Below are 19,250 nucleotides of genomic sequence, written 5' to 3'. Positions count from 1 at the left end.
TATGGATTCACACGTTACACCCTTGACAGATGAATCCTATTGGACAACGCTCTGGGATGGGCAACAGCATAAAGTACGGCACCTGCGCTGGGCTTATGTGGCGAATCGACAACTCGCTGAATTGTTTCACCGTGCGCTTGCGGGTTTTAAAGAACCGACCCTGATTGAGTTGGGCTGCGCCGATTCATTGTGGCTTCCGTATCTTGCCCGCAACTATGAAAGCACTTGCTATGGGGTTGACTTTTCAGAATTGGGGTGTCAACTCGCCGAACGCAACCTTGCGCTTGCAGGAGCGAAAGGCACAATCATCTGCGAAGATCTGTTTGATTTTGCCAAAGAGCAGCAGACAGTATTTGATTTTGTTTACTCAATGGGGTTAATAGAACATTTCAGCACACCGAAAGCAATTTTGGAAGAGATGTACAATCTTCTGAAACCGGGTGGCACAATGCTTACAATAACGCCGAATTTGCGTGGCATGTATACACCCATAGCCCGCGTTGCGAGTCCGAAACTCCTTGCAACCCACAAAGTAATTCCACCGGTGGGTCTTGCTGCGGTATTACAAGACACTGGATTTCACGTCACTGAGTATGGATATACGGGTGGTCCTTTGAAGTTGAGTGTTGTCGATTATTCACCCTGGCGAGCAGTTATTGGTAAATGGGGTCACGAAGTGCTTTGTAAATGTGTTAACTTAACAGATATTGTTATTGGAAATCTATTGGCGGTGATTCGCGTGCCGAATCAGCAGTTGACATCACCTTATGTGTATGCCCTCTGTACAAAACCAAATAGTACGTGATTCAAGAACACGTTTTGTTTTTTGAGGGTGTTGCCTAAGTCAACGGTACCCACAACCTGAAGGTTGGGGCTTGTGCTTCGTAGACAGTGCGGTGTTCCCGAAGGTCTACCGTCTTATTCCGTCTCCACAATAGCAGCCGAGCCTGCTATGTGACCCCGAAGGGTCAACCTATTTGACTTTGACATGTGATTTTCAACGGGTGCGGATTTTACCCCTGCGACCCTATACATGCAACGGATACCGTGAAAGGCTTTGTCAATATAGAGGCGTGTGAGGCTTTTACGTGATTGGACTCATTGACGAGCGTTCCGACGACACATCAATCACAACCTATGCCGAACACTATGAAGTGAGACGTATTACTGTGAATAAGGTTTATTTTTCTGTCAGGTTTTTCGCCGTCTACATCCCCTACCTAAAGGCAGGGGGTTTAACGGGAATATGCTAAAGGAGATTAACTTATGTTCCTCCGTTTGTTTGCATGGCTCTGTATTTTGAATCTCGTTTTGAGCGTAACGGCTGTAAAAGCCGCTCAAATTGCCCTTGTTGATTTTGCTGACCAATGGACACAGGTTGACGCGTTGCGTCAGACACTGGATGAATTCAAAGTTGAGTACGATGATTTGACAAAGTCGATCGAAGGTGGGAATTTACCTTTCAAAGCGGAAAATAGAACTTTCTTAATCGGTAGTATGGTGACCAACAATGCTGAACTTCACCAAAGCCTCGACAAGAATGCAAAAACGATTCAGGATTTCGTCGAAAATGGGGGTGTCGTCTGGGAACCGACCCAAGCTGATCAGAACGAAGCAAATGTGGATTGGCTGCCGCCTGGACTGAGTTGTGTTCGGACTGACGCGGACCTTCCAGACGTTAAAATACTGGCAGCGGACCATCCGCTGTTTAACGCACCAAATCGTATAACTGAGAAAACATTTGAAGGCTGGGGACATCAAGGCTGGCCTACTGTTTGGGAAGTCATCGGTTCTCAAAAGGGATTTGACGTGTTGATGGAAAGTGGGGGACGACCTGCCATTATGGAAGCAGAATTCGGACAAGGTAAATTCTTAATGATGGCAATTGCGCCTGATAAATACCATATCGCAGGCAACGATGCCAACACGAAAGACATGGCAAAGCTTTTCATGGAGAATTTGCTGTTCCATGTTGAAGAATTTGCCGCTGTTGAAGCAGGTGGTAAGGTAACAACGACATGGGCGAAACTAAAAATGTGATAGGAGATAAATTATGTCGTTCAACATGCGGAGGCTTTCGGGCGTGGTCGGTGCCTCGGAGCCAGCGGCGAACGAGTCGAACGCGGATCCAATCTTGCTCGCTCACCGTGGTTTGGTCCGGCACGCGCCTGAAAACACCTTGCCCGGCTTTGCGGCAGCCATCGAGTTGGGTCTGTCGCTTGAGTTGGATGTCTACCAAACAAGCGACAAACACTTGGTGGTCATCCACGACGAAGCTGTGGACCGCACGACCAATGGCACCGGTAGAGTGATTAATATGACATTGGCAGAAATCCGCAAGCTGGATGCCGGAAGTTGGTTCGATCCACGTTTCGCTGGCGAGAAGATACCGACATTGGAAGAAGTGTTTCAACTTATCCGCGAGCGTCAGCGAACGCCGGTGAGCATCGGACTGAATATGAAAGTCATCTCGCCGGGTATTGAACAGAACATCGTGCAGCTCGTCGAAAAATATGACCTGTTCGATCAGCTCTTCGCCTTCGGTCAGCCCATCGATTCGACCCGTCGCTTCAAAGAAGCCAACCCAAAGCTGCGGACTACGACGCAACACATTCGCGATATCGAGCAGTTCGACGCAGACCTACGAGATCCACTCGCTAATGACCTATGGGTAGTATTCGTTCCGGATGCGAAAGCGGTTGAACAGGCTCACCAGCTCGGTAAGCGCGTCTGGATCAGCTTGCACATCGCCGAGAATCGACCCGACACCTGGGACAAAGCCCGTGCAAGCAAAGTGGACGGCATTTGCACTGATTGGCCGCTGGAGTGCTGTCTACATTGGCGTTTCGCTGAGAAACCGAACAGTAAGAAGTAAAAGGGCAGTAGGATGCCAACCAAAGGAGGCAGAAATGTCTCTATTCGTTATAAACGCACGAAAAAAGTCGTGCTGAGCTTAGCCACTGTTTTAATTGTTGGACTGGGAATTAGAATTCCTGTGCCATTATTTGTCAAAATCCTTAACCTAAATAGGAGGAAGTCTCATGAAAATTATATTGTGTCTTTTGACGATCACGCTGCTTTATGTCTCCATGGCTAGGGCAGAGGAGACCTTCTTTTCTGCGTTAGAGAGCCAAGCGGAAGTCGAAAAAGAGGGAGCCACTGTGGATGGCGGGAGTTTTGAACCCGGTAAATACGGCAACGGTTTTGTTAGCAAGGAAGTTGGGGATGTTATTCATTTCCCCGTAGACGACCGCTTCGTCAACCTTGACGAAGGGACAGTCGAGTTGTGGATAACGATGGGATTAGATACCGGCGACGTTGCAGGTGAACTCTTTATGTTCATGACCTATAAACGTGGAACGGATGCTGTATTTCTGCAGTTTAACACAGGCGGGATCGCACAGATGCGGATTAAAAGCGCGGGGTCGTGGCATAACGCCAACAGTGCCGCACTCGACTGGAAAACGGGAGAGCATCATCACATGGCGGGAACATGGGGACCCGACGGCTTGAAACTCTATTTAGATGGCAAACTTGAAGGCGAAGCCGATTTCAAAAAGGGACCTACAGTGTTCGCGGAAACCTTTGAGATTAATAACGCCTCGCCGCCCGACCCAAGATTCCCAACGAATTGTGTCGTTGATGGACTGCGACTCTCCGATCACCAGAAGGAACCTGATGAGTTTGTAATGGACGATCCGGCAGATGTCCAACCGATCGGAAAACTCGCAACAACGTGGGCACGGATTAAGCGAGCCAAGTGATAATTACCGTTCATAACAATGGAGACTATAAAGCATGCACAAAACGGAGCGTCCACTTTTCACAGCGGGAACGGAAGGATACCATACCTTCCGTATCCCCGCGCTCGTCCGATCCAACGAAGGAACGCTGTTGGCGTTCTGTGAGGGCAGACGCACAGGCGGTGGGGATTCAGGAGATATTGATATTGTTCTGAAACGGAGTTTTGACAACGGCGAGAATTGGCAGCCGATGCAAATCGCTGTCTCCACGGGAAGTGACACGGATGGTAACCCTGCACCGGTCGTTGATCGCGATTCGGGTACAATCTGGCTCCTTTTCTGTAAGAATCTCGCTGAAGGTGCGGAAGGGAAGATTGTCGCAGGAGAAGCACCGCGAACTGTTTGGGTAACCGCCAGCAATGACGACGGCGAAACGTGGGCAGAACCGAGGGAAATCACTGCGACAACGAAAGACGAAGATTGGACGTGGTACGCGACGGGTCCCTGTCACGGGATTCAACTCGCAAACGGCAGATTGGTGATTCCGTGTGATCATGTGCTTGGAAACAACCGAGACTACTCGCAATACGGCTACTCACACCTGATTGTCAGCGATGATGGCGGTGAAACGTGGAAGATCGGTGGTAAGGCACAACCCGGGACGAATGAATCTGTTGTCGTTGAAACGGTGGATGGTGGACTCTATTTCAATTGTCGGAACTATGTCGCACCGAAACGGCGTGCCTATGCGCGAAGCAGCGACGGCGGCGATACATTCACGGCATTCGGTTACGAGGAGGATCTGGTTGAACCGATTTGTCAGGCAAGCATGGTGCGGTATACAGACAAAAATAAACACGACAAAAACCGCGTCTTGTTCTCTAATCCTGCTAGCACAAATCGTGAGCGGATGACGATTCGCATTAGTTATAATGAGTGTCAAAGTTGGAGCAGCGGCAAGGTCTTGCACGCCGGTCCTGCAGCGTATTCCGACCTCTGTATCGCCTCAGATATGGAGATCTGTTGTTTCTATGAACGTGGTGAGAGCAGTGCCTACGAGACACTATCGTTTGCGAAGTTTGATTTGGCATGGCTGACAAATAGGGAAGATTCAATTTGAAAGCAGTCGTTTTTTATGCTAAAATATGTAACAATAAAGCCAAGGGTCTATATTGAACCCACAGTTGTTAGTCACTTGGTAGCGCGACCAAGTAATGATCCAATATTAGCCTCTTGGCAAAGAGCGAGTCGGCAGCTGTGGGAGAATTATGCAGATAGGTTTGAGTTCGTTATTTCCCGCGTAGTTCGCGCCGAAATCCAGCGAGGCGATCCAACCGCAGCACAGCAACGACTTGATGTGGTATCTTCGCTAACGACATTGGAAATTTCACCCGAGATGGATAACCTCGTGGAAAAACTGCTTGATTCCGGTGCAGTGCCACGAAATGCAAGACCCGATGCACAGCATATCGCCATTGCAACAGGGCATGGTGTTGATTACTTGGTGTCATGGAACCATAAACATATTGTGAATGAAAACAAACGTGAATATATCAATCAAGTTTGCCAAGAAGTAGGATTTCAACCTATAACCATCTGCACACCTATGGAACTGATGGAGGACATTCAGATGAAAGAGAAAGAAACCTCAGAAAAACATCCAGATTTCGACCCCGAAACATATACGAATCCTATCCTTGAAGAATGCTATCGAATCAAAGCGGAGATCAGCGCGCAATTCAAGACTCAGGCGGAATTCTTTGCGTATTTGAAAGCCGGAGAGGAAGAGGACAAGCGGAACGGACTCAAATACATCCCCTATGATCCCTCCAAACGCACCGCCTCAGAAAAATCTGATGATGACTAACAACAAGCGAAATTTTGGAAAAATTGATGAAGGATGCTCAGATGAAAGAAACACCAGAAAAACATCCAGATTTCGATCCCGAAACTTATACGGATCCGATTCTTGAAGAATGCTATCGAATCAAAGCAGAAATCAGTGCCAAATTCAAGAAACCGGGCGAATACTACAAGTACTTGAAAGCAATGGAGGAAGAGGACAAACGCAACGGACTCAAATACACCCCCTATGATCCCTCCAAACGCACCGCCTCAGAAAAATCTGATGACTAACAACAAGCGAGGCCTCCGGTCCCGCCATTTGGATTAGGATAAGGAATATGAGGTCACGTCCAAACGTACCAGCAGAACTGAAACGACGCATTCTTTGCGAAGCAGGACACCGTTGTGCTATCCATAAGTGTAGAGAGATTATTGAGGTGGATATCCACCACATTATCCCATGGTCGAAATGTAAAGAGCACAGGTATGAAAATCTTATTGCTTTGTGTCCTAATTGTCACACGTTAGCAGATCGTGGAGATTATGTGCAAAAATTTCTACCGTAAATATTCCTCCCCACGATGTTCGGCAATCCACGTTTTCAGTGGGACATCCGCATCCGTCGGTTGCCACCAGCCCTTAATATCTACACCATCACCCAAGAGCTGCCGCCGAATCGGGTCACACTTTTTAAGGAGGTCCGGTGGCATGAGATTGTAATCCAAACCGCGCAACCAACGATAACTATACCCCATAAACAAAACTTTCCGAGTTACATCAGAAAAATTCCAGCCGCGTGAGTGCCACATCCGTCTATCAAAAAGCACCGCTGTGCCGCGCTTAACGAGCAGGTCTATCGCACCTTCTGGATCCCCATCAGGATTGTCGTCCTTATTAGGCGGTCGGGTGTCGAGTTTATGGCTACCCGGAATCAGACGCATTGCGCCGTTATCACGGTCAGGCACGTCGCTTAGCCAATAACTGACTTTTAATGAAAGTCGCGGATGTGGACGCTCCATTTCCGGCACAGGTCTACCACCGTCCTGATGCCAGTGGGCGGCTTTGGCAATACGAGGTGTATCAGGAGGTTCTGGCGGGTACATGATGAGGTGCGAGATGTAAAGTTGGATGTTCCAACCGAGAATATCCCAAAGCAGCGGGAAAACCTTTTTGTTATCAAGCAGCTCCAGTAGCAAGTCGTCTTCAGCGACGGTCCGGAACTTTGATAACAATTTGTGGGGTGCTAATCCTGTTTTGGTACGCTCCTCGGCATCAATCCGATCTGCGACTTCCTCTAAGGCATCTACCATCTCCGTGCTTATAGCGTCCTCAACAACGAGGTAACCCGTGTCGTTAAACGCTTTGAGCTGCTCGTCCGTCGCGCAGTGTTCAAGCCAACTTGTGTCCATTGTTATCCTCTCCAAGTTTGCTAACGGAGGACATCCGTTTTAATCCGTCCCCACGTCGTTGTGAGTTTTCCAGTAACTTCAACAGCAAACGCAATACCTTCCATATCTTCCTGAATCTGTTCTTCCGTAATTGCGATGTTGAGAATACGGAGTTCATCCAGCGTTCCATCAAGCCAGACGCTCTCATTCGCTTTCTTGCCAATCCAAACAGAGGCTTGATTCTCGTTGATGTCTCCTTTTCGATCAACTTTTCCATCCTGTTCACCGTCAAGATAGATGCGTACTTCATCACCGTCGTAGACCATAGCGACATGGTGCCATGTGTCCAATTTCATCTGTGTTGCCCCTTGTGCGACAGCAGCGGCACCGGGTGCGGTATAGACGAAGCCGCGAATTTGGCCACCGGGTGTATCAAATCCCCAACCACTTTCCGCAACAGAGCCTTTCCTTGCAATCGGCGGATGTCCCACCGGAAACGAATTCGGTTTGAACCATGCCTCGACTGTCAGTTCATCACCTCCCGGAACAAGACTCTCGTGATGCGGTACTTCGATGAGCGTGCTTGCACCATCAAAGACCAGGGCACCACCGTTCTTCCCGTCCGCTGTCCATTCAGCATCAACGATTTCACCATGATTCTCAAATTCAGAGAGGTCTGTGGCTTCATCGCCTGTCTCTTCATCAAAGAGGTAGAGCAGTACAGTCTCCTCTTCAAATGCGGCAAAACAATTTATCGTTAGACATACCAAAAGCGTTGTGATTGTTAGCGCGCGAGTCATTTTTTAACCCTCCGTATTATGGGTTCACAATATATTCCGTGACCGGCCCTCAGAAAATTTGCGCTTATTGTATCAAAAAAATGAAATTTTGTCGGGTTTTTTTGTAAAAAATGAAAAAAATGTATTTTTACTATTAACTTTTTTCGTTTGCAGGTGATATATATAGCAAATGATCGGTCAGTATGGTTTTCAACTGCACCGATGCTGAATGTCTAATTAATCTTTAAAGTTTAACATATAATAAGGAGCCTCTCATGAAAAACCTTACGGTTGGCTTTAGCTTGAGTCTCTTCTTGGTGGTTGTCTTACTAACAGTTACATTGTTCTTTACAATGGAAGATGTCAAGGCTGCACCAACAACAGTCACGTATGTTACGGAAATGTATTCATGCAACTTATACCATTTCTAAAAGTTTATCTCGCATTAACCGAACCCACTCACGTCACACCCAGTAGGTGCGGTTTCTAACCGCACCGAGCAGTGCTGAAAAATAGCCAACCTTTTAAGAGGAATTATCAATTAGAATTGGTATTAGTAAACGGTAGCAGTTGTACTGAAGGCACGTACCACTACACCGAAGTAGAAGAGTCTGTGTGGCATATACTTTTTGATTCACATCCCCACGGGACTGAAAGTATATACGTTACACGGAATACAGTTGATACTGTTGAAGCGTGTGAAAATTGTCTGGGGCCAGGGTAAGAGAAAAAAGCAGATGACACATAAGGTTTTTTTGACCTGTGAAAGTACCTTAAAATGGGCAATGGTAGCATGCAACAATAGATGTGCCATTGCCCCTGAATAGTAAGTTTTAAATTCAGGAGGAAAACATGCGAATCCTATTTGTAGCTGCCATCGTCTGTATTCTTTTTTCTATTGGACTCGTAATTTACACAGAAATTGAAAACAGAAAGTTTGTCGAGAGTCTCGCGCAACCGCCACAGGTTGTCGAGCAGCCTCAGGTTACCACCTTAGGTCCCGATGCATACACAGAAGTAGAGCAAGAAACTTTTCAAGACTCTGATTCACAAAAACAAGAGGGGACTGTGGATTACGACTGGCGAACGGATACCGGTCCCACCCATCAACACGGACACCTGGACGCGGATCCGTGGAGCATTGTTCCAGATGCAGAGGACATGGAGGACGAGACTACGCCGGTCGTCTGGTTTCATATCACAGATCCGTATGAACGCGCAGAGGCTTATCGCGCCCAATTAATCAAGCAATTTGGGGATCAGGCAGCAATTGACACGCTCGCTGAACTCAAGCCGAAAGTCTGGCAAAACATCCCGCTCACCCTTGATGAGATGATACGCCACGCAGAAGCACAGATGGAAATCTGGCCAACGGAAGGCACTCGCAGTTCCATTGAATTATTCAAAAAATGGAGAGCCGAGGAACGTGAAGTCAATTTTCGGTATTGGCAAATAAAGTGAAATATGATTTACTATCTGAACGCGATGAAAAAAACGTCTAAGAGAGGTGTAATATCTGATGATAACGTTTAAGGCGTTATAGCAACAACTGCTTTGTAGCAGCAGCGACGTAAGGAGGAACCTATGACACTCAAATGTCAATGGAAAGGCGCAAGATGCCCACCGTACAAACATGACGGGGTTTTTGAAGCGACCAATGAAACATTGACTCGTCTTGAACCCGACTTGAATAGGTGTGCGAAATGTATCGCGTATGCAAAGCCGCAGCTCCCGAGCTTTCAGGACGATTTGCTGCAGATTGCTCGGGTAACGCTATGCCAAAAAGGTCCCGCGTTTGATCCGAATCACCCACAAAAGGCAAGTTTTCGGACTTACATGCTGCCGCGCATCTGCGGGGCATTGACCAACGCAAAAACAAAGGAGATACAACATTACGGACACTTTATACATCCTCCCAGCGAAGAGGCAGTGCCGAACGGCACCTCGGAGGTAAGCACATCTCCACAAGGTGTGTTTCTTCCAAGCACCTCATGTCGGGAGGGCAACTTTGAGAACACACTGGTATGGGAAATGTGGAACGCGGATTTTGAGCAGGCATTGCCGCGCCTGTTAAAATGCTTAACCAAACGTGAACACAAGGTTTTCAGTGCCATTCGATCCAATATGAAACAGTGCGACATCTCGGAAACATTAGGACTGAGTAGACCAAGGGTCAGCCAACTCTTGAAACAGGTGGAACTGAAGTTAACCCGTGAATGTCGGCATATCGGGATTATTGAATAGAGGAAACACTATGAACGCTGAATAAAGGCGATTGCTGCTGTTAGCAATCGCCTCCATTTTTTTAATCTTCTACCCGTTCAATAATTTCTCCAGTTTCCCGATCTCTAAAGATCCGCTTCATTCTGCCGTCGGGCATTCGCTCATCTTTGAGGTGTGCATAGCGTTCATCCGCATCCGACTTGCTTGCTTGAGCATCTACAGCTTGCAATTCGCCTCGCCACTCCTGAATTTCAACCGATTCCCACTGTTTGGATTTTGCGGACTTATAGCACGCATCAATAATGGCGTTGACCACATAACCGTCGTAGAAGGTTTCCATAGGCTCCCGTCCTTCGTCGATTGCGTTGAACATATCAAGGAACATATCCCGATAGCCGAGCTCGGCAACCTCATCACCGACGGGAAAGAGCCAACCCGTATCGCTTTCTGCCTTCTCAGCAACATAACCACCTTGTCCGACAGCCGTGAACATCTCAAAGCCTGTGCGGAGCCAGTGGTTGAGCCATATAGTTCCCTCACTACCTGAGACCTCATCGCGTAAATCCATACCGCCGCGGAATGCCCACCCGACCTCGAACTGTCCCATTGCACCGCTCTCAAATCGGATGAGTGCGATGCCGTGATCCTCTGCATCAATGGGATGAACGAGTGTGTCCGCCCAGCACATCACCTCAAGCGGTTTGTTGTTTTTTCCAACAAAGTTTCGGATAATTTCTATACAGTGGCACCCCATATCAACGATAGCACCACCGCCTGCCTGTTCGAGATCCCAGAACCAGTCGCTATGGGGACCGGGGTGTGTCTCGCGGGAACGTACCCACAAAATCTTACCGAGTGCGCCGTTTTGTACGGATTCCAACGCCTTGAGGGTTTTTGGCGGATAGACGAGATCTTCAAGATACCCACCAAACACACCTGCGTTTTCAACGATGTCCAACATCGCTTTCGCCTCTTCAGCAGTGCGTCCAAGCGGTTTCGTGCAGAGAATGGCTTTGCCAGCAGCTGCAGCGAGTTCGACTGCTTTCAGGTGTAAGTTATTGGGTAACCCGATGACGATGGTATCCGTTTCGGGGTGGTTTATAGCTTCCGCTAAATCAGTGGTGGCATGAGGGATGTTCCACTCTTCAGCAAATGCGGTTGCGCGTTCCTCGCGCCGCGAGTAGACGCTGTGGACGCGGTCTGCACCGCGTTGGTTATGGAGCGTCATCGTATAAAACATTCCGATGAGTCCCGTACCGAGCATGGTAACCTTATGGCTCTTCAGTTCTGACATTGTTTTCCTTTCTCTACGATCTTTTAATTCGGGTGGACACAAATCTTACCGTTTGCTTGCGGGATTGGAAGACTGGAAGATTGGAAGTATAGGAAAAGGGGCTCCTATACTTCCGTTTTCTCTTCCACCCTTCCATCTATCCTGCTATTCTTGCACTTTATATCCTGCAATGACACCCCAATCGTTAATCGTCCAACAGTTGTTTTGATCAGTTGCATGAACACCCTTGAGGTTTGCGGCTCCGGGTATATTCGATACCGTCCATGTCTGACCGCCATCCGTGGTGTGGAGAACAGAATTGAAACCACCGACCGCCCAACCGACCATCGCATCGACAAAGATAATATCGTGGAGATCGTCATAAGATTCGGTCTTTTGCTGGTTCCAGGTCGCGCCGCCATCCGTGGTATGTAGGATTAAACCCTCCTGTCCACAAATCCAACCCGTGTTTTCATCAAGGAAGTGAATACCGAAAAGATTATTATCAAACCCGGGATCCCGCTTCTCCCACGTTTCACCACCATTAGTAGTATGCATAAGTGTACCGAATGAACCAATCACCCAACCCATTGTAGGGGAAACGAACCAAAGACCTTCAAGGTTATTCCGGGTTTCGCCGACGCGTGCGCGTTCCGAGCTGCCCATCCACGTTTCGCCGCCATCGGTTGTTTTGAGGATAGTATTCTCCGATCCAGCGATGAAACCGGTCATCTCACTAATCATCTGGATGCCCATTAAATTCGCGCGAATGCCGCCGCCTCGTCTTCCACCACGTCCAGCGTTAGGGTTATTACTCCTTGCCATTTTACGTGCCCAAGTTTTGCCACCGTCTTCGGTTTTTAAGATAGTGCCTCGACCACCGATTATATATCCGGCGTTTTCATCTATAAAATAGATATGATAGAGCGGTGAAGCCCCGCCCCCGCCGAACATACCCGCTGGTGGACCACCGCCACCGGGAGGACCACCACCCGGTCTTTGTCCGGCACCCGGAGGTCGCATATCAACTTCCATTCTCCCCCAAGTCGTGCCACCATCGGTTGTTACCAATATTAAACCGTTATCTCCAACGACCAAACCGTTCTGGTTATCCCTGAAATAGACATCGTGTAGCATGCCTTCAATGCCGTCGCCGCGGAGGATATCATCTTCGCGGAGGACAGTCCACTCTGCCTCGGCAACCATCGCGAAAGAAAAAAGGAACGCGACTCCGATAAACACTCCAAACAAGGCGGTAATCGTTCTGATCATGATAATTCTCCTTTTTATTAGCCATGAGACATCGGCTCTCAACCTTCAGCAAAGAGGTTTTCGGCGAAGTTACATCCCCTCGCTGACCGCTGACTTCTGACAGCCGACTGCTATTAGCTCGACTGAAATGCGTCATAAATCTGCCGTGCTCTATTTTCAACATCCCTTAAGTAATTTTGACCTATTTGTTCGGTATAAAGTTCGGTTAATTCACCGCTCGCTTCACCAAAAATTTTGGCGAATCTCCGACATTCTTCTTTATCCCTACCAGAGGCGTAGGCTTTTGTTTTCGCGTCTGTCCCAGATTTCCGAACTTCAACAAACTTATCACGAAATTTGAGATAACTTCCATCACCAACAAATCGGACATCCTCAAGGTCATCAAAATCAAGACCCGGAAGCGCGTCTGAAAGGATTGCGCGTGCCTGATCCATATCTATTTTCCCATCGCGGAGGGCAATAGCGATGCCGAGGAAGAATAGGTCATTTTTATCACGTTTTGCTTCACCTTCCAACTTCGCTGCACGAAGTTTTTCTGGGTTCGGCTCAGACTCATTGTAATAGGTAATATCCTCTCTCACATCGCACGTTGCGGTGATGTGGCTTTCGGCAAAAACAGCGGCAAGGTAATCAGACAGAGATATATCCGCCTGTTTACAATGCGCAGCGAGTGCCGTGACTAACACCATAGATTCGCCTGCCGACTTCTCACGCATCGCAATCGCAGTGCGTCCGCCTTGACTCCGAATGAGTTCCTCAGGACCGGTAATCATTCCGCCGCTCTCTTCACCCGCAAAAATGAGCCTCGGCTGCACACCGAGTGAAATCGTTTCGCCGTAGACATCTTGGATAACAACCGGTGCGTCTGCGGCATCAGCAATCTGCCGTTCAATTTTTTTCATAATCGCGGCAATCTCCTTGAAACCGACGGGAACGTTAATGACCTTAACATCGTTTGTGTCACCCCACTGGTCCCAAGCGAGCGCGGAAGGTGTCGTCTTAATCATGAACCGCGGATGGTTCTCCCACAGTCCAGAAGTTCTGAGTTGCTTCGCATAGAAGTCCATCAACATGAGAAACGCCTGATTCGGCGTGTAAATCGTTAGAAGCCGGTTATCACCAAGACCAAGGAAATCCACACCGAGGCGTTCCAGGGTTTCTGCCCGCGATGCTTCTTCTATTTCACAGACGACGAGTCGATCCCCATCGGGATCGGTCGCTTCAATAATGGTACCGACCGGTTGTGCCTTGAGTTTCGTTGCATAATCTGTGGACTTGACGACATCCAGAACACTAAAATCGCAGCCGAGGTCATAAAATTCAGCCTCGCCGGTCTTCGGATTCCGATTGAGTTTCCCGATGTTGTGATAAAGCGGGTCTGCTTCAACATGTAGCCAGTTAACAGAATCCGCGATGCCTAACCGTTCAAAGATAGCACGCATCGGACGATACATACATCCACCAACACAATCGACAACAATCGGCGGTTTAACTTCGCGGATGAGGCTAAGGTTGGCATCCGTAGCCACGCCATTTTTGAGATAGCCGACATAAAGCTGCACGCCGTCGTGGAGCTCATCTAACCGTTCAAAGTCGATGTGCTCGTCGTTAATCATGCTGAATTGAATTGGATAACCTTCCGTTTCAGCGGTTTCGAGAATTTCTTCAATCTTGTTAACGAACCGCATAGATTCTTCAGGTAGATATTGACTTCCCTGATTGTTGAGGTCTTTCGTCGCGTTTTTGGTGCTGACGGAGTGGCTTGACGTAACATGCTCGCCACCATCGAGATCCAGCATGAAAATCAAAAAGGATGTCATCCAGATAGGCAGTGTACCAAACGCTTTCGGTACGTAAGTCCGAATGCCTTGTGCGGCTTGGATACGGGCGATGAACTCAACGTATTTCTGCGAGTTGTAGCGCACCTCACATCCCGCGATTTTCTCAACAAGCCTTCCGTCTGCAGTTTCGTTGGCAACGAGACTCTTTCCGAGTGTCGCTAAGATAATTCCGATCTGATTAATGGGAAAGCGGGTATCCCAAGGGTATAAGATATTTTGTGGACCCCGGATGCCAGCGGTCGAGACTTGTGCCTCCTTGGCGTAATTGCGGAACCACTCCCAGAGGTTCAAACGTTCGATAACGCCTTTATCAAGCTGGAATGTAAATGCATTTGGTTCATCTTGCGGAAAAAGGGGTGTTTTGATAGTATCGGGTGTATTCTGCTCAACGACTGTAAAGAGTTGCTGCTCGGTCTGGTTTCTCTTATGATGGAAACTTTCGTCAACTGTGATAATCATCAACGTTCTCCTAACGGAGATAGGGATTTGATAGGTATATTATCACAGGTGCGTATTTTTTTCAAATCTGAATTGGAAGGAATGCGAAAAGCATAAATCCAGCAGAAGGACCTATATGTTGTTCGAGTCTACCTAATCAACAACATCGCAGGGGATAATGCCGAGTCCGAGTCCAGCGACCGGATTTCCAGATTCATCAACAACACGCCCTGAAAAACTCGCTCTCTCTATTTCTATCGTTTCGCCACAACCGAACCAGACAAAAATTATAATCGCAAACAGAGTTGCCACAATTCTATATAAAAGGGTTTGCCAGTTTACCGTATCCTCCGCTACAAATCCCCCTACTTTAGTGGGTGGATGTCGTAGAGGCGCATCCCTTTGCGCGTCAAAAAATTTGATATTGTTCAAAAATACAACCTACCACTTATAACTTATCACTATCTATTTCGCTATTAGCATCTTTCGTGTTGCAGTGAAATCGCCTGCTGTCAATGTATAGAAATACACCCACTTGCGACAGGTTCACCGAGTTCATTCCTCCCATCCCAATAAGCAGCACGCGCTCTGTTCTGATAGAGGTTGATGTCCCAACCCCAAGGTTCGGACGACTGCTTCGTTAACGGGTGCGATGAGAAGCAGCACCACCGCATTAAAGCGTTTCAATCTCCCTCAAAATCGGTTGCGTTTGGCAGCGTTTCAATTACCTAAACTCATCGACCCGTGTCAACGTGATGTCCTCTATTTTCTCCGGAGAAGAAAGCCAAAGCGAATAATTCGCTTGAACCGGTTCAAGAATGGCTATATTCCATGTATACATCACCGGGGTCTGGTGATCGGCGGCAAAAAGCGGCGATGAAAACAGGTGTGATAACGGCTTTCGTGCTGCGTCAAAGAAGCTCCAGTCAAGGGCTACGGTAAAGAAGGGTGGATAGGAGACAGCAGGACATACCATCCCTTCCGGACACCCCGGATCTATGACACTCTCATGTATAAATTCCGTCGCGTGTGCTTTTGTTTCAAAGATGAAAAGCATTTCGTTGGAGATACTGTCAAGCCCTGCGAGGTAGCTGCCATCGACCGAAAGGATGACCCCGACATCCGCGAAATCCTCGGCGGCACCGAACGCCGATATGTTGAGGCGGATGTTGTAGCTAAGCGATAAAGACCATTCCCCCTCGGGTGTCAGCGTCAAAACCTTTTCAACGCATTCAACGGTTTCAACTTTAGCCCCTTCAATGCCTCTAAAAAACTCTAAAGACCATTGCCCCTCGGGTGTCAAAGAGGCGGTCTCCACCACATGCCTTTCGGTGATCGTCTGAACTTTCGATAAACTCTCAGACACATCCGCACCATCAATCTCGACAATCTGCCAGGTTCCGAGCAAGGATTCGCTGAGTTTCGGCGAAAGCGGTAAAAGTTGGACATCGCCTGAAACGGGCGAAAGCGGTGTGATCCGATTGCAAGACAGAAAGCAAGCACCCAAAAGCAGGACGCATGCGACGGTATATCTCTGGTGAAAGCCCAAAAACATAAATCCTCTCCTTTTTGCGGTCAAACAGTGCTATTTGCGTATCAACAGCTTGCGCGTAGCCGTATAATCCCCCGCAGTGAGTGTGTAGAAATAGACACCGCTTGCCACGGGTTCCGCGAGATCGTTCCGACCATCCCAATACGCAGCACGGCTCCGAGACGCATAGATACCGACACTTTGATGCCCTAATGCCAACCTCCGCACCAACGTCCCATCTGCAGCATAAATCGAGATGCGAACGTCTGCGGGTGCTGCTAACTGATACGGTATCCACGTCTCAGGATTGAACGGGTTCGGGTAGTTTGGGAGTAGCGCTGTGGCTTCGGGCGGCGTTGCAGTGTCTATATTCGTAGGTGCTGCTGGCACGGCATTGGAACTCCCGACGGTAAAAAACCTTTGCCCTAAACCGCCAGTTACATATATGCCCGAAGCCACTTTTTGGCGATTCTTGCCGTTAAGATTCGCCCGCCAGACCTCCCCGTTGGCTGTCCAATAAAGTTTCTTACCTGCAGAATCGACAGTAAAGGGCACAGAATCATCAACAGGAATAGGGCCAAAAACATCAAGAGTAAGTGCTTCAGCAAAATTCCTAACCAGTACCTTGACATTTGAACCGTTGAGATTCGCACTTTTGATTCGATGGTTAAAAATCGTCCATATCCCACTATGGGGTTCGTCTTCTCTTGCGTTTGATTCCATCCAGTAAATTTTGTTTCCTGATATAGCCAGATCCGTTGCAAACCGCAAATTATTTGCGATCCGCTGAGGGTTCTTAAAGTTAAGGTCGGTCCTGACAATAAAGCTACCGTCTAACTTTGAAACCATGATATACAACTTTTCCCCTACAATATCAACGTCAATACCCTGAAGGTACCTATCTCCCACATCCACACTTCCTAACTTCTTGATATGTTTGGCGTTGAGATTTGACTGCATAAGGTTGAAGGAATTCTGCCTGAAACTTATCCAATAGAGTTTCTTTCGCTGCGGATCAACGGAAATCGAGAACGCCAGAGCTTGTAGTGTCGCGAGTTCCTTCGCGTTGGTCCCATCAAGATTCGCACGTCTGATTTTGCTCTCCTGTGCATTGAGGTAAGATGCCCCTTGCCAGTAAATTTTGTTGTTTGATGAATCGACCGCGAAACCTGTCAGATTTTGCATGGATCCAGAAAAAATGTAATCTCTTTCGACCTTGCCGCCGACAAGACGAGATACCGTCCGGAACGAGGAGGACCAATACATCGGAGGCAGTTGGTCGGGATCGACATGTATGACAACTTCGGGTGGTTCGGGGAGTTCCATAACATCGTCCGGAGGAGGCAAAGGTTCACCGTCGTCTTTGAGATATATGTTTACATCCGGATTCTTACGTAGCAAGGCAAGAAGTGGCTCCGTATCTTTAATCGGATTGCCGTAAAGTTTTAATTCCTTGAGGTTTGTTAATTCAGCAAGCGGACTAACATCACGAATCTGATTGTTTTGGAGGTATAAATACTTTACATTTGTCAATTTTGCCAGTGGCGTGATGTCACTGATACGGTTATCATTCAGACCTAAATGTACAAGTGCTTTCATATTTGCCAATGGTGTGATGTCCCTGATTTGATTGCCATCAAGAAGCAAACTCCATAGGTTTGTTAACCCTGAAAGCGCACTGATGTCCTTGATATGATTGCCGTATAAATGTAATTCAAATAATACTTTCAGATTTGCCAGTGGCGTTATATCACTGAAAGAGTTCCTTTGATACGAAACAGTCAAACTCTGTAAGTTTTTCAACTTAGCAAGAGGGGTCATGTCGCTGATTTGATTGCTATCTAATTTGAGCACACGTAAACCCGTCAACCTTGAAAGCCCGCTGATGTCGCTAATATGATTGGTATCAAGTTGAAGTTCACTTAAAGAAACCGCATGTTCAATACCTGAAATATTTGTTATATTACTATCTCTTGCGTTTAGTCTGGTAAGTGTCCTCAAGTCCAGTTGCGTGATAGGTTCCTGAGATTTCAACCCTAATTTTTTCCGTATTACGGAGGCTAACATCTTATCAGGTATTGAAATATTATTTATCTCCTCAATCGCATCAGTGTTAGCATTCAAGAGCCACGCAGTTCCATCCATACTGCCTGTAGCGAGCCGATTCCCGTCAGGACTGAACGCAACACTACGGATTCGTGTATTTCCTTCAAAAGTCCATAGACGTTTACCTGTGTTGACGTTCCAGAGCTGCACGGTCCCATCTATACTGACTGTGGCAAGTTGTTTTCCATCAGGACTGAAGGCGACACTACGAATTTCCGTGTCTCCTTCAAAAGTCCATATACGTTTACCTGTGTTGGTATTCCAGAGTCGAACCTCAGACCCAAAAGTTGTAGCAAGTTGCTTCCGCTTTCCATCAGGACGAAAAGCAAGGCTCTGCACAGTGCCCGTATTCAGTATGTATATCAAGTCACCCGTGTTGGTATTCCACATCTGAGCATCAGCATTAAGAGTCCCTATAGCGAGTCGATTCCCATCAGGGCTGAACGCAACACTAAAAGCAGTGACAAAAGAAATAAAATCTCCGTTTTCCGAATGATCGACTACGAAATAGCCACTGGGAAGTTTTGCCGGAAGTTTTACCCTATCCCATACGCGTATGTGTCTACCCGTGTTAGCATTCCAGAGCCGTGCCGTCCCATCCGCACTGCTGGTAGCAAGGCGAACCCCATCAGGACTGAACGCAACACTCAGAACAGCGTCTCTATGTGCCGTGAAACCCCGTATCTCTTTACCTGTATTGACATTCCAGAGCCGTGCCGTCCCATCCGCACTACTGGTAGCGAGGCGGTTCCCATTAGGACTGAACGCAACACTCAGAACAGCGTCTCTATGTGCCGTGAAACCCCGTATC

Annotated in this window: 19 protein-coding genes; 10 read left to right on the top strand and 9 right to left on the bottom strand. The window is 47.8% G+C overall.

Annotation, left to right across the window (positions count from 1 at the left end; genetic code table 11):
* The first annotated feature begins 1 nt into the window (after window position 1).
* From OXN25_06930 to OXN25_06895, 8 genes are all read left to right on the top strand, one after another.
* A complete protein-coding gene (locus OXN25_06930) occupies window positions 2-805 on the top strand; it encodes a methyltransferase domain-containing protein (protein MDE0424583.1) in 804 nt (267 codons plus the stop codon).
* 461 nt (window positions 806-1,266) lie between these two features.
* Complete coding sequence (locus OXN25_06925) at window positions 1,267-2,040, top strand: hypothetical protein (protein ID MDE0424582.1); 774 nt, start codon at window positions 1,267-1,269, stop codon at window positions 2,038-2,040.
* 13 nt (window positions 2,041-2,053) lie between these two features.
* Complete coding sequence (locus OXN25_06920) at window positions 2,054-2,875, top strand: glycerophosphodiester phosphodiesterase family protein (protein MDE0424581.1); 822 nt, start codon at window positions 2,054-2,056, stop codon at window positions 2,873-2,875.
* A gap of 166 nt (window positions 2,876-3,041) precedes the next feature.
* On the top strand, window positions 3,042-3,764 hold the full coding sequence (locus OXN25_06915; GenBank protein MDE0424580.1) for a hypothetical protein: 723 nt from the start codon (window positions 3,042-3,044) through the stop codon (window positions 3,762-3,764).
* 34 nt (window positions 3,765-3,798) lie between these two features.
* On the top strand, window positions 3,799-4,863 hold the full coding sequence (locus tag OXN25_06910) for a sialidase family protein (GenBank protein ID MDE0424579.1): 1,065 nt from the start codon (window positions 3,799-3,801) through the stop codon (window positions 4,861-4,863).
* A 15-nt stretch (window positions 4,864-4,878) separates the two neighbouring features.
* The gene (locus tag OXN25_06905) at window positions 4,879-5,610 is read left to right on the top strand and encodes a type II toxin-antitoxin system VapC family toxin (protein ID MDE0424578.1); all 732 of its coding nucleotides are present in this window, start codon (window positions 4,879-4,881) and stop codon (window positions 5,608-5,610) included.
* Window positions 5,611-5,651: 41 nt separating this feature from the next.
* Window positions 5,652-5,879 carry a hypothetical protein gene (locus OXN25_06900; GenBank protein ID MDE0424577.1) on the top strand — a complete coding sequence of 76 codons (228 nt, stop codon included), beginning with the start codon at window positions 5,652-5,654 and terminating at the stop codon, window positions 5,877-5,879.
* Window positions 5,880-5,926: 47 nt separating this feature from the next.
* Window positions 5,927-6,154, top strand: coding sequence for an HNH endonuclease (locus OXN25_06895; GenBank protein ID MDE0424576.1), 228 nt, complete (start codon window positions 5,927-5,929; stop codon window positions 6,152-6,154).
* Here the strand turns inward: OXN25_06895 and OXN25_06890 are convergent.
* Together OXN25_06890 and OXN25_06885 are read right to left on the bottom strand one after the other, a co-directional pair.
* Window positions 6,146-6,997 (bottom strand): phytanoyl-CoA dioxygenase family protein, encoded by an 852-nt coding sequence (locus OXN25_06890; GenBank protein ID MDE0424575.1) that lies wholly within the window; start codon window positions 6,995-6,997, stop codon window positions 6,146-6,148. The two genes, OXN25_06895 and OXN25_06890, sit on opposite strands and share 9 nt — an antisense overlap.
* 20 nt (window positions 6,998-7,017) lie before the next feature.
* Complete coding sequence (locus tag OXN25_06885) at window positions 7,018-7,776, bottom strand: LamG domain-containing protein (GenBank protein ID MDE0424574.1); 759 nt, start codon at window positions 7,774-7,776, stop codon at window positions 7,018-7,020.
* Between the two features lie 831 nt (window positions 7,777-8,607).
* Between OXN25_06885 and OXN25_06880 the strand changes: the two genes are divergently transcribed.
* The gene (locus tag OXN25_06880) at window positions 8,608-9,216 is read left to right on the top strand and encodes a hypothetical protein (protein ID MDE0424573.1); all 609 of its coding nucleotides are present in this window, start codon (window positions 8,608-8,610) and stop codon (window positions 9,214-9,216) included.
* 123 nt (window positions 9,217-9,339) lie between these two features.
* A complete protein-coding gene (locus tag OXN25_06875) occupies window positions 9,340-9,999 on the top strand; it encodes a hypothetical protein (GenBank protein ID MDE0424572.1) in 660 nt (219 codons plus the stop codon).
* A 61-nt stretch (window positions 10,000-10,060) separates the two neighbouring features.
* On the opposite strand, the gene OXN25_06870 is transcribed toward OXN25_06875, so the two are convergent.
* The 7 genes from OXN25_06870 to OXN25_06840 all read right to left on the bottom strand — a co-directional run.
* Window positions 10,061-11,272, bottom strand: a complete 1,212-nt coding sequence (locus OXN25_06870) for a Gfo/Idh/MocA family oxidoreductase (GenBank protein ID MDE0424571.1) — start codon at window positions 11,270-11,272, stop codon at window positions 10,061-10,063.
* 144 nt (window positions 11,273-11,416) lie between these two features.
* Window positions 11,417-12,523 (bottom strand): YCF48-related protein, encoded by a 1,107-nt coding sequence (locus tag OXN25_06865; GenBank protein ID MDE0424570.1) that lies wholly within the window; start codon window positions 12,521-12,523, stop codon window positions 11,417-11,419.
* Window positions 12,524-12,636: 113 nt separating this feature from the next.
* Window positions 12,637-14,823, bottom strand: a complete 2,187-nt coding sequence (locus tag OXN25_06860; GenBank protein MDE0424569.1) for a hypothetical protein — start codon at window positions 14,821-14,823, stop codon at window positions 12,637-12,639.
* Between the two features lie 132 nt (window positions 14,824-14,955).
* Complete coding sequence (locus OXN25_06855; protein ID MDE0424568.1) at window positions 14,956-15,234, bottom strand: hypothetical protein; 279 nt, start codon at window positions 15,232-15,234, stop codon at window positions 14,956-14,958.
* A gap of 123 nt (window positions 15,235-15,357) precedes the next feature.
* A complete protein-coding gene (locus OXN25_06850) occupies window positions 15,358-15,489 on the bottom strand; it encodes a hypothetical protein (protein ID MDE0424567.1) in 132 nt (43 codons plus the stop codon).
* A 37-nt stretch (window positions 15,490-15,526) separates the two neighbouring features.
* Window positions 15,527-16,357: a hypothetical protein gene (locus tag OXN25_06845; protein ID MDE0424566.1), complete on the bottom strand. Its 831-nt coding sequence runs from the start codon at window positions 16,355-16,357 to the stop codon at window positions 15,527-15,529.
* Window positions 16,358-16,387: 30 nt separating this feature from the next.
* Window positions 16,388-19,250: leucine-rich repeat domain-containing protein (locus OXN25_06840; GenBank protein MDE0424565.1), on the bottom strand; the 2,863-nt coding region annotated here is incomplete at its 5' end.

Source organism: Candidatus Poribacteria bacterium (genome assembly GCA_028820845.1).
Classification (GTDB): domain Bacteria; phylum Poribacteria; class WGA-4E; order WGA-4E; family WGA-3G; genus WGA-3G.
This window is presented reverse-complemented; position numbering and strand designations above follow the sequence as displayed.